Raw genomic sequence first — 13634 nt, 5'->3', positions numbered from 1 at the left:
AATGAGAGAAGAAAGACTGAAACAGCTGCGGCAAATGGCCGATGAAGAATACAAGGCGTTCAACTGCAAACTGATACCAGGCATCAATAAGGAGCGGACGCTGGGCGTCCGCGTTCCCGCCCTCCGAAAGCTGGCGAAAGAGATTGTAAAAGGCGGCTGGGAGAGATACCTGGAGGAGCTGGAAAACTGCAAACTGGCTCCCGGCGGTATCGGCGGAACGGAACTCTTCTACGAAGAGGTCATGCTGCAGGGGATGATCATCGCGGCTGCCAAGATGGAACGGGAAACGCGGCTGGCGTATATTGCCCGTTTCGTTCCCCGCATCGATAACTGGGCTGTCTGCGATACCTTTTGCGGTGATTTGAAATTCGCGGATAGAGAGGAAAACCGCCGGAGGGTCTGGGAGTTTCTCCAGAGCTATCTTTCCGACGACCGGGAATATTTTCTCCGGTTCGGCGTGGTCATGATTATGGATCACTATATAGATGTAAGTCATATTGATTCTATATTAAAAATCCTGGCGGGGATTCACCACGAGGGCTATTATGTGAAAATGGCCGTCGCCTGGGCGCTGTCCATGTGCTATGTCGCTTTTCCGCAGGAAACGGAAGCGCTGATAAAAAACAATCGGATGGACGATTTTACACACAACAAAACCATACAGAAAATTCGAGAATCCTACCGGGTTTCCAAAGAGGATAAGGAGCGGCTCAAAGGGCTCAAACGAAAGTAAGAAAACACTTTCTGCTATTTTCCCGCATATCCTATACTTTAGGAGGGAAACCCAATGATTTATTTAGACAATGGAGCAACATCTTTCCCTAAGCCAAAAGGTATGATCGAGGCAATGGACTCGTGCATGTCATCCTATTGCGGCAACCCGGGGCGCTCGGGGCACGATCTGTCCCGCCGGACCGGGGAAGAAGTCTATCAAGCAAGAAAAATGCTGGCCCGTTTTTTTAAAATCGAAAAGCCGGACCGGATCGTTTTTACAAATAATACGACCCAGGCCCTGAATATGGGCATCAAAGGCGTTCTCAAGGAAGGCGACCATGTGATCACCACGGTGATGGAGCACAACTCTGTGCTGCGTCCGCTGCGGGCGCTGAAGGATCAGGGGGTGGAATATACTCTGGTTCAGTGTGGGAGCGACGGAAGCTTGGATCTTACCAACGTTGAGCAAGCGATCAGAGAAAATACCCGGCTGATCATCTGCACGCAGGCGTCCAATGTGACCGGAACCATTATGCCGGTGCAGGACTTGGGAATTTTGTGCAAAAAGAAAGGCATCCTCTTTATGGTAGATGGAGCCCAGGGAGCCGGCCATATGCCTATGGATGTGAAAAACATCGATCTGCTGGCGGTGCCGGGCCACAAAGGTCTTTTGGGGCCTTTGGGAACCGGCATGCTTTATGTACGGGAAGGCGTATCGCTTCGCCCTTTGATGGAAGGGGGAACCGGCACCGTTTCCAGGGACATCAAACAGCCTGCAGAGCTGCCGGAAGGCTTTGAAACCGGCACCATCAATGCGCCGGGCATTATCGGCCTGGGATATTCGGCCGGGCTTGTGAATAAAATCGGCGTCGATATCATCCGCCAGCACCAGCTGGAGCTGACTCGGATTCTCGACAGCAGCCTGCGGAATATGAAAAATGTGACGGTTTATGGTCCTTCTGACTGTAAGAAAAAGGTGGGAATTGTCACATTTAATATTAATGGATACAATTGTGAAGATGTTGCATCGCTATTAAACGATGATTATGGAATTGCAGTGCGGGGCGGCTATCATTGCGCCGGATTGGCCCATAAGGCCATCGGAACATGGGATTGCGGCGCAGTGCGGATGAGCATGGGAATCTATAACAATGGAAAAGAAATGAAAGCAGCTGCCGATGCGGTGTATGCCATTTCAAAAGGATAAACTGGGGGCTGATTTTCAGCCCCGAATTTGGTTGATGCCCACATTGGCCAGCTCGTCGGCCCGGTTGTTTTTTTCGGTCACGTACTGAAAATCCTCAAAGGAAAAGCGGCTGCCGTTCCATTCTACGAACTTATCGTAGAGCTTATGAAAATTGGTCGAAGCGCTGGCAAGATTTACGTGGCCTTTCACCCGGTAAAAGGTGATCTGATGCTGATCCAAAAACGGCAGCAGCGCTTCCCAGAGGTCCCGGTTTTCCACCGGTTTTTTGGCAGCGGTTTTCCAGCCGTTTTTCAGCCAGTTTTTATACCATTTTTTCCGAAAACAATCCATCAGATAGGAACTATCGGAAAACACTTCAATCGTCTGGCCTTCTTTTTTTATGGCGCGGAAAGCTTCCAGCAGAGCAGTCATTTCCATGCGGTTGTTGGTGGTGTCGGCTTCGCCGCCGTAAAGCTCCTTTTGGTGTCCGGCAAACTCCATCACAGCGCCCCAGCCGCCGAAATTCTTTTCACTCTGATTTCCCGAACATCCTCCGTCGGTATAGATTCTTAAAACATTGTCATTTCTCATAAACATTACCTCTATCTTTCATCTTTCGTATTATACGATAGATTGACAGGCCCGCACAAGTGGAGTATCCTATAAAAATAGAAAACGACGAGAAGCGAGGACAAAATATGGCATTAAATTTTTGCTCTTTTGCCAGCGGCAGCAGTGGAAACTGCTATATGGTCAGAAGCGGCGGGACGGTGGTGCTGGTTGATGTGGGAATCAGCGGAAAACGGATTTTTGAAGGGCTGGAAAAGGCCGGGGCTGAGCTGGAACAGATACAGGCCGTCTTGATTACCCATGAACATATCGACCATGTGAAAAGCCTGCCTATTGTTACAAAAAAAGCCTGCAACGCAAAAGCGTACGCCAACCAGGCCACCTGGGACAACATTGAACGAAAGGTCGCAGAAGAGAAAAAGGCGTTCTTTACCACAGGCGAAGATTTTTACATAAACGATATTTTAATCAGGCCCTTTGCCATCCCCCATGATGCGGCGGAGCCGGTGGGCTTTTCTTTTTATGCGGATGGCAGGCAGATCAGTATTCTGACCGATGCCGGCTGCATCACAAAAGAGATTTTCGAGGAAATCGTGGATGCGGATCTGCTGGTTCTGGAGGCCAACCATGAAGTAGAGGTGCTGAAAATGTGCAGCTATCCTTATCAGACAAAGCGCAGAATCCTGGGAGACCATGGACATCTTTCCAATGTGACGGCGGGCAAATGTATCTGCAAGCTGATGGAAGTGAAAGACAAAGCGCGCAGAGTTCTGCTGGGACATTTGAGCCATCAGAACAATGAGCCAGAGCTGGCGAAAATGACCATTACCAATATTCTTCAGGAGGAAGATATTTATGTGGGCGACAGACTGAAAATGGATGTGATGCTGCGGGATCATGTCAGCGCGGTATATGAGGTGTAAGTCTTGAATATAACCATAATCTGTATAGGAAAATTAAAAGAACGATATTGGACCGAGGCGGCTGCTGAGTACTGCAAGCGTTTGGGGAAATACTGCAAAATGACCATTGAGGAGCTGAAAGAGGCCAGGCTGCCGGATCGTGCTTCTTCGGCGGAGGAGCAGGCGGTAAAGCTGGAAGAAGGCCAGTCCATCCTGAGCAGGATTAAGAAGAACGATTATGTGATCACCCTGGAGATTGATGGAAAGCCGCTCACTTCAGAGAAATTGTCGCAGAAGCTCGGGCAGCTTTCCGCAGAAGGCTGGGGTCGGGTGGTCTTTGTCATCGGCGGCTCGCTGGGCCTTTCCCATGAGGTGTCAAAGCGGGCGGATTTCAAGCTGTCCTTTTCGCAAATGACGTTTCCCCATCAGATGATGCGGATCATCCTGCTGGAGCAGGTGTACAGAAGCTTTAAAATATTGAAAAATGAACCCTATCATAAGTAGGGCAGGAGGTTAATATGAAAAAGATCTTGAGACTGCAGAGCGCTCTGCTGAAAGAAATCGATAAGTATGAAAAGCTGGTAACAGAGCGTTCCCATTTCATCGACTGGGAACGGGTGCACATTGTCAGCTGCGCCAAGCTGGGCTATCTCTTTGCCGAAGAGCGGGGCGTGGATCCGATTCTGGCTGCCGCGGCCTGCGCGGTACACGATTACGGCAGGATCATCACCGGCAAGCAGGAGAACCATGCGGAAGCAGGGTACGAGCCGGCCATGGAATTCCTGAGAGGAACGGGCCTCTTTGAAGAGGATGAAATTCAGCAGATTGGAATCGCTGTGAAAAACCACAGCAAAAAAGCAGAGATCGGAAATCCGTTGGAGGAGATTGTGAAAGATGCCGACGTGCTGGACTTCTATCAGTACGGATACGGATTCGCCAGGGAAGAACAGAAGTTGCGCCTGGAAAAGCTGCTGGGGAGAGAGGTATAGCTTTCTTTGCCGCGGGCGAAATGAAAATTATCAATATTTTCCGGAATTTGATACCGGTAGAATCCGGTCCCGGCAGTCGCAGATGACAGCATAAGTGAAACTTGCTTGATGCGACACAAAAGTTACAAAAAACAGCCGAAGGAAATGAGGGATACAAACATGAAACCATCAAAACCAGCAGATACGGAACAGATGACAACCATTGAAGCCTGCGGCATTTTGAGGGAGGTTCCCCAAAAGCTTCATCTCATGGCAGTCAACGGGATGAAAATCAAAGTAAAAGAATATGCAGAGGAAGAGATTATCTTTTCTGAAGAAGAGTTGATTCATAGAATTGCCATCCTCCATTCGGGAACCGTAAGAGGTGAGAAATTCCATCTTGAAGGCAGCGTAGATCTGATGTACATGTATCAGCGAGGAGAAATCTTCGGCGCTGAAGCCACCGTTTCCAGGCGGCGAACATCACCTCTGACTTATGTGGCCAATGAAGCTGCTGTTGTACTCTTTGCTGATTTTTCCGATATTCTTCGCAGCGATTATTCCAAAGAGCTGATGCTGGCGCTGCTTCATATTCTTGCCGACGATAACATTAAAAAATTATATAAGCTCGAGGCTCTCTCCAAGAGAGGTCTGCGAGACCGTATTATGACCTACCTGCGGATCATGGGCAGAAAGTCCGGATCGGATACCTTTTCAATACATATGGACCGGGAGCAGTTCGCCCAATATCTGTGCGTCAACCGGAGCGCCTTGTCCTACGAGCTGAACCAGATGAAACGGGACGGTCTGATTGAGTTTAAAAAGGATGAATTTAAACTTTTAGAAAAAATTTTATAAAATGTTGGCATGCCAACGACATTAAAGGGGGAGCTGTGATATAGTATGAACTGTGGTACAAACCATGACTTTTCTTCAAAACATTAATAATAATTTGCCCAGGAAAACGGGACTGCTGCATAAAGCCATGCGATAGTCCCATTTTTCATGGAACCGGTACGAAGCGGTCAGCGAGGCGATCCGCATATGAATTTCCTGTTTGACATATAATAATACTTCCAGGAGGAAGGATTATGAAACGTTTTTGCATTGCAGCGCTCATGAGTATCATTTTACTTTTTTTACTTTCCGCCCCGGTCTTTGCGGCGGAGTACGACAGCGATCAGATTATTTTATCGTGGACTGATGACAGCGCTCATACCCAAACTATTACTTGGCACAGTGCATCTAAGAAAGATGGATATGTCCAATACAATCGGGAGGGCATGCAGCTTTCTCCGCAGCATCAGGTGAAGGCCAAGATCATCGAGGTCAAAGAGGATCAGTACTATCGGTACGAGGCCACGATCAGGGGTTTGAGTCAAAAGACAACTTATGAATATCGAGTCGGGGACGGTACCAGCTGGAGCAAAGTGCACACCTTTTCGACGGCGCCTACTTGGGAAACTTCTAGGATTACTACCACTGACGATGCCCAATCTTTTGAATTTTTATATTTGGGAGATATTCAATATAAAAAACGGAGTCAGGATTATAAAACTTGGGGTAGGATGGTTGAAGATATCAGACAGAGAAATCCTGGTATTGCCTTCGCCCTTATGGGCGGGGATATGGTTAATTCGCCCCGAAATATGAATGATTGGAATCTGTTTTTATCACAGGCTACATCGGTTTTTGCAGGGATTCCCATGATGACAGCTATTGGTAATCACGAAACGACTGTCAAAGCGGATATGTACCTGAAGATGCTGGCGCTGCCCCAGAATGGTCCCAAAGGGGTGTCCGAAGAGTTTTATTCCTTTGATTATGGGAACTGCCATTTTGCAGTTGTTAATACCAGTTTTTTTCTGGACAATCGAAAAGCCGCTATGGAGGAAGAATGGGAGCAGCAGCTGACTGCCATCAGCAGCTGGCTGGAGCAAGACTTGACAGAGAGCGGTGCCAGATGGAAGGTGGTCGTCATGCACCATCCTGCTTATGGGATTTCAGACGGAGATCCCATCTACGATGCTATTCGGGAGGAATGGGAACCGGTCTTTGAACAGGGTGAGGTGGATTTGGTCCTATGCGGTCATCAGCATCTATATATGCGTACCAAAGAGATCGGCAATATCACTTATGTGATGGGAAACTCAGGAAAGAGAAGGAGCACGTATTTTAATGGAGAAAATGTTCCTGAATACGTGGAAGCGATCAATGCGACAGACAGCAATTATCAAATCATCAAAGTGAGTGAGGATAAGCTGACCTTGGAATCCTATGATGAAGAAGGGCAGATCATTGATAAATGGTCTAAAAATAAATCGGTTTCGCCGCTTCTGAAAGCGGTGGCAGCAGCAGGGATCATTGTTGTTGTAGGAGCAGGAGCTGTCTTGATTCGTTTGAGAGTTCGAAAAAGAGGATCGCTTTAAAAAGTATGCTGGTAAGACCCATCTGATCGGCGGAAAACCATTTCAAAGGGCAGATTCTGTCCGGTTTGGATAGTACAAGGGAAATCACGATGGATGTGGGGCTCGAGCAATAGCGGTCTGATGAAGGAAACATTAAAGGGGCTGGAAAAACCGGTCATGCTGTCCATTTGACAAGCGACCGGTTTTCGGTGCGCTTTAGATCTGTCCGAATTTCTTGGTCGCTGCCAGATAACGAGCCAAAGCGCCCATATTGGCATAATAATAAGAATATTTATCAACCTTTTTTACTTCAATTAAGCTGGAATCGACCAGCTTTTTTATATGCTGGGAAACCGTTGCCTGGGAATAGTCAAAAGCAGCGACAACATCTTTATTGCAGACGTTTTCTCTTTGCCGATTGCATTGCATGATAAAGCGGTAAATATTGATTCGAGCCGGATGGGCGAGTGCGTCGGATACTTTTGCTATTAGCAGGACTTCTTCGTCCTGAATGGTGTCGGATTCTTTTCTAAGTCTCATGTTGCTCCTCCTACTAAAATACACTGCTCATTAACAATACACTTTCCTGTAGGTTTTTGTCAAGAAATATGGTAAGATTTTCATACAATGTTCTGCCCGGATGGGTGTGGGGCCGTGCCTGTGCAAGATGCCGCATCACAGGAGTGGGAAATCAGAGAACAAGGAGAATTATATGACAATGCCAAAAGAGAGGATTTATGACCTGAGAGGACTAAAAATTATTTTTGCAGCCATTACTACTCAGCTGATCATGACAGGAATTGGGGCGTTTCTGGGAGAAATCCTTCTGTTGCAATTTCTGTTTGTTTTGATCTGGCTGGCAATTTATGTTGCAATTTTTATCGGTACAATCGGCATGAGCAGCTGCAATGGATACTTTCAAGAAGCAAAGAAAATGATGATACTGCTGGTGATTCTGGAGATTCTGCAGATTCTCGCAGCGCTGGGCAATATGGCGGCAGCTGAATCCGGCATAATGATGACCCGATCGATCACCCGTATGCAAACGATTTCCGCCATTCTCATGCTCAAGTATGTTTACGATCTGCTCCAGGGCTGCCAAATGATTGGCCATGCTGAACAAGATTATGATCTGAGTGACCGCTGCCGCAGAGCATGGCCGCTATACCTGACCTGCATCATTGCTTCGGTAGTAATAAGCTTTATCCTTATGGCATTTCCACAAATTCTTGTAAAAAACCTATTTCTCTTTCTGGGAACGCTGACGGCGGAGATAATATTGGGAATGCTAGCCGATGTATTTATTCTGAGAGCGATCCACAAGACTTATTGCTTGTATGAGGGAAAGGCGCAGCATGGCTTTTACTGATCAGCCAGCACCAGTTTTACATTGGCATCTTCAAAACGTGTGATCAGCTCAGGATTGAGCATGGCGCCGGTAATGACCAGGTCTACGGCGCTGATCGGACAGACGTGGGCCAGCACGTTATGTCCAAACTTGCTGTTATCTGCTACCAGAATCGTTTCCTGAGACTGTTCAACAACCTTTTTTCTTACCAGCGCTTCCTCAATATTATAGTCAGAGAGCCCCCTTTCCAAGGTGACGCCTCCTGCACTGATAATCGCTTTGCCTATATGAAAGTTTTCCAGCTCAAACATAGACACTGCCCCTGAGATGGAACCTTCTCCATGGCGGATTTTTCCTCCCACCACATAGATTTCAAAGTCCGTATCCATCAATTCATTGACAACATGAATGGAGTTAGTGATGATCATCAGGTTCTTTTTGCTTCTGAGCGCTTTCGCTACCTGCAAAGTGGTCGTGCCCACTTCGATCAATATGGAATCACCGTCACTGATGAACTCGGCGCATTTTTTTCCGATGGCGGTTTTTTCCGATAGATTTCGCGTCATTCTGTCCGAGGTGGCAGGCTCTTTGTCCTCTTTTTTCATCAGGGTGGCCCCGCCGTAAATCTTTTTTATAATCCCCTCTCTTTCCAAATGATTAAGATCCCTTCTGGCCGTTTCAATAGAAATATCAAAGCGTTTCATCATTTGATCGACCTTGATAATTTCATGTTCTTGCAGAAATTGGATTAATTGACTGTAGCGTTCCTGAGGCAGCATAGCGTTATCCTCCTTCGAAAGTTGGTTCCGATTAAACAGAACCTTTTAAATGTATGATTATTATAGCATAAATGACCTAATTTTGACAATATTTTTACCAACTTAATAAAAATTTGTAAAAAACTATTTACAAACTGATAATAATATGGTAACTTATACTCAAGAGTTGGTAATAAAGTAGTCAATTGAAAGGTTTGTCAGGAGGTACAGGTATGAAGGTATTTTGTTTAGGCGGAGCGGGGAGAATTTGCAGAGAGTCAACTTTAGATTTGGTGCAGTTTTCCGATTTCGAGCAGATTACAGTTGGTGACTATGACGAGAAGGCCGGTAAGGAAGTTGTCAAATGGCTCGATGATCCGAGAGTGGATTTTGTAAAAGTGGATGTCAATGACCATGATGCTACAGTAAAACAAATGAAAGGCTATGACATAGTAATGGATGGAACCACCATTGCCCTCAATGGAAAAACGACGGCGTGTATTGCAGAGGCGGGCTGCCATGGAGTTAACCTCAATGGATTCGGCGAAGAAAATCAATACGCAGAGATCTTTAAGAAGAATGGGAGAGCTTGTGTTCCAGGGTTTGGCATGACGCCGGGCACCACCCAGATGATGGCCATGTACGGCGCCAACCAGCTGGACACGGTGGAAATTGTCCGCGTTAGTCACGGGGCTTATCGTCCGTTCGCCTTTTCCAAGGCCATAACGGCTACAACAACTTATGAATACGACCCCAATCTGCCGACCAGGACCGTCTTTGAGGATGGAAAATTCATTCAGGTGCCTCCTTTTGCAAGACCAAGGGATATCGCGCTTCCGGAGCCATATGGAACTCATCCCCAGTACATTATTCCCCATTCGGAAACCGTGACACTGGCCGAAGCGTTGAAAGATAAAGGCGTCAGGCTGATTGAGACAAGAGGTACCTGGCCGCAGAAGAATATGCAGCTGGTCCGGGCTCTCTATGATTGGGGTATTTTGCGCAATGACCCGATCACCATCAACGGCAAAGAGATCGGTGTTATGGACTGCGTGGCGGAATATCTGCTCAACAGCAAAGAAGGGACGGAGACAGAGCTATACGGGTATGCACTACATATCGAAGTAGTGGGCACGAAAAACGGCAAAAAAGTGCAGCATATCCTGACGCATACCCATCCCAAATCCGACGGCTCTGTGCCGGGCTGGGAAAAGTTGAGAGCTTATACCAGGAACGTGGGAATCCCCATGTCTGTGGCTGTTCAGCTGATCGCAAAAGGAAAAGTCAAGGATACCGGGCTTTTGATTCCGGAGTATGCCTTTGATCCAAAGGACGTATTCGACGAATTGGAAAAGCGGGAAATATACATTCACGAAGAAATCAACGAGCTTTAAAGAAAGAAGGATAATCCCATATAAAGAAGGCCGCCCGGGAAAGCGTAATCGCTGCCTGGGCGGCCTTTTGCCGGCCTGGAGCCTTGGGCCACCGGAAGCCGCACCCGCCTTGGACTCTGACTTTGGTGCGCCCATTAACAAGCAAGCTAAATATAATAAGGAATAACAAAGAAAATTTCCGCGCCCCCGTACTGGTTATTCTTTGCTCCCATTCGTCCCGAGTGCTGAATTACGATTTCCTTAGATATGAACAATCCCAGGCCGGAATTGGAAGGGCCGGAAGCGAATCCCTGAATATTTTCCGGATGGCGGTTGGCGCCCGAAGCGATCCTGCGTCCGCCGCTGAAATTGCGCTCAAAGACTCTGGCCAAATCTTTTTCCGGGATGCCGTCTCCTCGATCGCTTACAGTAAAGACAACTTCACCTTCTGGAATTGTACAATCATCGTCATCGGGAACGCTATGAAGCAGGTCCTCGTTGAGATAAGTACGGCATGACACTTGGATTTCTTTTCCAATCGGCGTGTGACGGATAGAATTGCTGATCAGATTGGATACCACCTGCTGAATCCGGTAGGGATCAATAATGAGAATAGCATCAGAGGAAACAGCGGATTCGATAATCGCTTTACGGCCTGATTGGGATATTTGGAACTCACATTGGTTCAATAGCTCATCGAAGACTTCTTTTGCAGATTGTTCATAAAATCGGTATTCCAGGCTCTGAGAAGTAAAATCGGAACTCTGTGCCAAATCATCCACTAAGGTCGTCAGCATCATGGCTTTGGAATTAATCATTTTCAAATAAGTATCCGTGGATTCCACTGGCACCACCTTGTCCAGCAGACTTTCCGTGTAACCCTGGATTAAAGTCACCGGAGTTTTAATTTCATGGGAGATATCTTCTAAAAATTCTTTTTTCGCTTTTTGAGCTGCCTTGAGATTTTCCTCCATTTTTTTTCGCTCTGTAATGTCACGCAAAATTCCTTCAATGGCAGATACAGTGCCGGTATTATCGCGGATTGGGAGATAGTGTATTTCCGTCCATTTTTTAATAATCCCGTTTTTATAAAGACATAGGACACCTTTTCCAGGCTTTGCAATTGGTCTGGAAAATATTCCTACAACATCCTTGGATTTTTTTACCGTGTTGACATAATCAAAAAATCGGTCCGGCATTTCATACAGCTGCTTATCGGTAACGCCGATCAGTTCGGATATGGCGGGGCTGACATATTCAAATTCCTGCTTTTTATAATCATATAGGAACATGGAATCCGAAGAATTTTCCACAAGAAGACGAAAACGAGAAGCCTGCCGCGTGTCGAGAAAGCGGGTTTTTTTAAAGTAAATAATAATCAGGAATAAAATCAGCACGTTAACTGTGAATAAACCGATAAAATACGTGGAGATTGCAAGGGCTGTGTGTTTTAGAGTGAATCCGAAATGATTGATAAAAATTCCCCAGACGATAATAAAAAAGCTGGCCAGTATCTTTTCCGGCAGATTTTGTGTCCAGGAGTAGGAAATAAACATGCAGCCGGAAATGATCAGCATCCCGGAACAGTAAATGATATTGGGGATAATTACCAGGGTTTGCAGGAACGCAGAAGCCGGATACAGCAGAATCAGGAGCGCAGACAGCAGAGTGGTCCAAAGAAGGCCCTTCCATGGTTTTCGCTGGAAGAAATGATGGGTGCCCAGAATAAACAGATGGGAGCCGGCCAGCGCTGCCATCTGCCGAAGCATAATATAATAGATGGCGAACGCTTGAAGCTGGAGATTTAAAAAATCCACCAAAAACATTGCGGAATAGATCAGCCAGGAAATTCCCCAAAGACGCATGTAAGTTTTGCCGCTCTGGTGGGATAAAATCAAAAATATAATACTCAATACCAATGTGGTTGCAGTGGCGGACAGCATCGAATAGCTGGGAATTAAATACATGAGATGTACTCCTTATCTGAGGAATAAATTTGAATCCTTTACACTTTTATGATAAATTAAAGACAGTAAATTGTAAATAGCGGTTTAAGGAGTCTCCAGTGGATAAAAAATTTAGCCAATGTAAATGGATCAGCCTGCTAACCTTTGCATTGATGTACAATTTGGTATATTTAGGCCGATTCAACGTGAATAATATGCTGGACATCATGTCTCGGGATTTAGATATTACTGCTGTCAGAGAAGAAATGATCGCCATGAGTGTGTTTATCAGCTATGCGCTGGGAAGTTTTATTAATGGATACCTGGCTGACCGCATTGGAGCAAAAAAAGTGATAATTATCGGCGGCGTAATGTCGGTATTTCTCAATATGGCAGTGGCTTTTCAAAACAATTGGGCGGCTGTACTGATGATCTGGCTGGCCAACGGATATTTTCAAAGTATGATTTGGGTCGGGGGGATCGCGCTGCTGGCAAATTGGTGGACACAAGGAGAACGGGGCAAAGGCATCGGCATCGCCAATTTCTTTTCTGGAATGTCCCATGCTACAGCTTATTTAATTCCGGCTGCGCTGATGGCTGCCTGGCCGGACATGGATTGGCGGGTAAATTTCATCCTGCCGATGCTCATTCTGCTGGCATTTCTCTATCTTTTCGGTGTGGCGGCTGTGGAAAAACCTGAAGAGAGGGGACTCCTGGACTATGAGATAAAAAATCACAGGCATCAGGCTAGAGAGCAGGCTTTGCTGCGAATTTCCAATAGAAAACAAGGACCATGGCGATATTTTTTCAGTCAGAAGAAATTTTGGTGGTGGTGCGGGATCGCGATGCTGTCTAGTATCTGTAGATATGGGCTGCTTAACTGGATTCCGCTTTATTATGAAGAGGAGCGAGGAGGACAGATTCTCAGCAGTACCTTTTCAAATCTAACGCTGCCCATTGGTATGGCCTTTGGAACATTGATTATCACTTGGATCGCAGGGACGAAACTTTTTAATAATAAAGGTATTATTGTTACTGCCATGGCAGCGGTCTGCGGAACTTTAGTGGTGATTTTTCCCATGATTGAGGATACCAGGGCTGTTTTGGTAGGTATCTTTTTTACGGGGTTTGCGCTCTATGGGATCAATGGTATCCTATGGCTTCACGCTATTGATCAGGGCTGCCGAGTTTTTCCAGGAAGCGCGGCCGGAATCCTGAATGGATTTGCTTATTTGGGAGCATGTGCAGAGGGCGTTTTATTCCCAGCTGTCATGGGCTTTTTTGACGACAAAATGGCGGTGTTTGTTATAATGGAAGGCTTGTGCATCGGTATGGTCATATGCGGGATGGTCGTCAGCAAGAAAAACACGGTGGTCATACCGGAAGTGCGGGAATAGAGAACAAAAGTATAAGATTATTTAAAGAATTCTGATTTTATATTGAAAAATAGACATAACCGGA

14 protein-coding genes are annotated in these 13634 nt (G+C 46.3%); 10 read left to right on the top strand and 4 right to left on the bottom strand.

Going from position 1 to position 13634, the window contains the following annotated elements; all coding sequences use genetic code 11:
- Position 1: 1 nt before the first annotated feature.
- Positions 2–733, top strand: coding sequence for a DNA alkylation repair protein (locus tag NIA71_RS12365; protein ID WP_148397856.1), 732 nt, complete (start codon positions 2–4; stop codon positions 731–733).
- Positions 734–787: 54 nt separating this feature from the next.
- A complete protein-coding gene (locus tag NIA71_RS12360; RefSeq protein WP_253020536.1) occupies positions 788–1921 on the top strand; it encodes an aminotransferase class V-fold PLP-dependent enzyme in 1134 nt (377 codons plus the stop codon).
- Between the two features lie 15 nt (positions 1922–1936).
- Here the strand turns inward: NIA71_RS12360 and NIA71_RS12355 are convergent, their stop codons facing one another.
- Positions 1937–2491 carry a ribonuclease H family protein gene (locus NIA71_RS12355; protein WP_148397853.1) on the bottom strand — a complete coding sequence of 185 codons (555 nt, stop codon included), beginning with the start codon at positions 2489–2491 and terminating at the stop codon, positions 1937–1939.
- Positions 2492–2598: 107 nt separating this feature from the next.
- Here NIA71_RS12355 and NIA71_RS12350 point away from each other — a divergent pair, with 107 nt between their 5' ends.
- The 5 genes from NIA71_RS12350 to NIA71_RS12330 all read left to right on the top strand — a co-directional run bounded on the left by NIA71_RS12350 (position 2599) and on the right by NIA71_RS12330 (position 6769).
- A complete protein-coding gene (locus NIA71_RS12350) occupies positions 2599–3393 on the top strand; it encodes an MBL fold metallo-hydrolase (RefSeq protein WP_148397851.1) in 795 nt (264 codons plus the stop codon).
- A gap of 3 nt (positions 3394–3396) precedes the next feature.
- Positions 3397–3876, top strand: coding sequence for a 23S rRNA (pseudouridine(1915)-N(3))-methyltransferase RlmH (rlmH, locus tag NIA71_RS12345; protein ID WP_253020535.1), 480 nt, complete (start codon positions 3397–3399; stop codon positions 3874–3876).
- A 14-nt stretch (positions 3877–3890) separates the two neighbouring features.
- A complete protein-coding gene (locus NIA71_RS12340; RefSeq protein WP_227107626.1) occupies positions 3891–4361 on the top strand; it encodes an HD domain-containing protein in 471 nt (156 codons plus the stop codon).
- Between the two features lie 159 nt (positions 4362–4520).
- Positions 4521–5198, top strand: coding sequence for a Crp/Fnr family transcriptional regulator (locus tag NIA71_RS12335; RefSeq protein ID WP_253020534.1), 678 nt, complete (start codon positions 4521–4523; stop codon positions 5196–5198).
- Positions 5199–5431: 233 nt separating this feature from the next.
- A complete protein-coding gene (locus tag NIA71_RS12330; RefSeq protein WP_253020533.1) occupies positions 5432–6769 on the top strand; it encodes a purple acid phosphatase family protein in 1338 nt (445 codons plus the stop codon).
- A 195-nt stretch (positions 6770–6964) separates the two neighbouring features.
- On the opposite strand, the gene NIA71_RS12325 is transcribed toward NIA71_RS12330, so the two are convergent.
- Complete coding sequence (locus NIA71_RS12325; RefSeq protein ID WP_148397843.1) at positions 6965–7288, bottom strand: ArsR/SmtB family transcription factor; 324 nt, start codon at positions 7286–7288, stop codon at positions 6965–6967.
- Positions 7289–7460: 172 nt separating this feature from the next.
- Between NIA71_RS12325 and NIA71_RS12320 the strand changes: the two genes are divergently transcribed.
- Positions 7461–8117: a hypothetical protein gene (locus NIA71_RS12320; protein ID WP_253020532.1), complete on the top strand. Its 657-nt coding sequence runs from the start codon at positions 7461–7463 to the stop codon at positions 8115–8117.
- On the opposite strand, the gene NIA71_RS12315 is transcribed toward NIA71_RS12320, so the two are convergent.
- A complete protein-coding gene (locus tag NIA71_RS12315; protein ID WP_253020531.1) occupies positions 8111–8875 on the bottom strand; it encodes a DeoR/GlpR family DNA-binding transcription regulator in 765 nt (254 codons plus the stop codon). The genes NIA71_RS12320 and NIA71_RS12315 overlap by 7 nt on opposite strands.
- A gap of 212 nt (positions 8876–9087) precedes the next feature.
- Between NIA71_RS12315 and NIA71_RS12310 the strand changes: the two genes are divergently transcribed.
- The gene (locus tag NIA71_RS12310; RefSeq protein ID WP_148397837.1) at positions 9088–10248 is read left to right on the top strand and encodes a saccharopine dehydrogenase family protein; all 1161 of its coding nucleotides are present in this window, start codon (positions 9088–9090) and stop codon (positions 10246–10248) included.
- A 146-nt stretch (positions 10249–10394) separates the two neighbouring features.
- On the opposite strand, the gene NIA71_RS12305 is transcribed toward NIA71_RS12310, so the two are convergent.
- Positions 10395–12194, bottom strand: a complete 1800-nt coding sequence (locus NIA71_RS12305; RefSeq protein WP_148397835.1) for a sensor histidine kinase — start codon at positions 12192–12194, stop codon at positions 10395–10397.
- Positions 12195–12292: 98 nt separating this feature from the next.
- Here NIA71_RS12305 and NIA71_RS12300 point away from each other — a divergent pair, with 98 nt between their 5' ends.
- Positions 12293–13570, top strand: coding sequence for an MFS transporter (locus tag NIA71_RS12300; protein WP_148397834.1), 1278 nt, complete (start codon positions 12293–12295; stop codon positions 13568–13570).
- Positions 13571–13634: the final 64 nt, after the last annotated feature.

This window comes from Ihubacter massiliensis, assembly GCF_024125305.1.
GTDB classification, from domain to species: domain Bacteria; phylum Bacillota; class Clostridia; order Peptostreptococcales; family Anaerovoracaceae; genus Hominibacterium; species Hominibacterium faecale.
Note: the sequence above shows the minus strand (reverse complement) of the source record. Positions and strands in the feature narration are given on the sequence as shown.

Excerpts from the sequence above, each read along its gene's own strand:
- NIA71_RS12365 (WP_148397856.1), top strand. The coding sequence starts at position 2 with ATGAGAGAAGAAAGACTGAAACAGCTGCGGCAAATGGCCGATGAAGAA.
- NIA71_RS12330 (WP_253020533.1), top strand. The coding sequence starts at position 5,432 with ATGAAACGTTTTTGCATTGCAGCGCTCATGAGTATCATTTTACTTTTT.
- NIA71_RS12340 (WP_227107626.1), top strand. The coding sequence starts at position 3,891 with ATGAAAAAGATCTTGAGACTGCAGAGCGCTCTGCTGAAAGAAATCGAT.
- NIA71_RS12315 (WP_253020531.1), bottom strand. The coding sequence starts at position 8,875 with ATGCTGCCTCAGGAACGCTACAGTCAATTAATCCAATTTCTGCAAGAA.
- NIA71_RS12320 (WP_253020532.1), top strand. The coding sequence starts at position 7,461 with ATGACAATGCCAAAAGAGAGGATTTATGACCTGAGAGGACTAAAAATT.
- NIA71_RS12335 (WP_253020534.1), top strand. The coding sequence starts at position 4,521 with ATGAAACCATCAAAACCAGCAGATACGGAACAGATGACAACCATTGAA.
- NIA71_RS12325 (WP_148397843.1), bottom strand. The coding sequence starts at position 7,288 with ATGAGACTTAGAAAAGAATCCGACACCATTCAGGACGAAGAAGTCCTG.
- NIA71_RS12355 (WP_148397853.1), bottom strand. The coding sequence starts at position 2,491 with ATGAGAAATGACAATGTTTTAAGAATCTATACCGACGGAGGATGTTCG.
- NIA71_RS12350 (WP_148397851.1), top strand. The coding sequence starts at position 2,599 with ATGGCATTAAATTTTTGCTCTTTTGCCAGCGGCAGCAGTGGAAACTGC.
- NIA71_RS12310 (WP_148397837.1), top strand. The coding sequence starts at position 9,088 with ATGAAGGTATTTTGTTTAGGCGGAGCGGGGAGAATTTGCAGAGAGTCA.
- NIA71_RS12360 (WP_253020536.1), top strand. The coding sequence starts at position 788 with ATGATTTATTTAGACAATGGAGCAACATCTTTCCCTAAGCCAAAAGGT.
- NIA71_RS12305 (WP_148397835.1), bottom strand. The coding sequence starts at position 12,194 with ATGTATTTAATTCCCAGCTATTCGATGCTGTCCGCCACTGCAACCACA.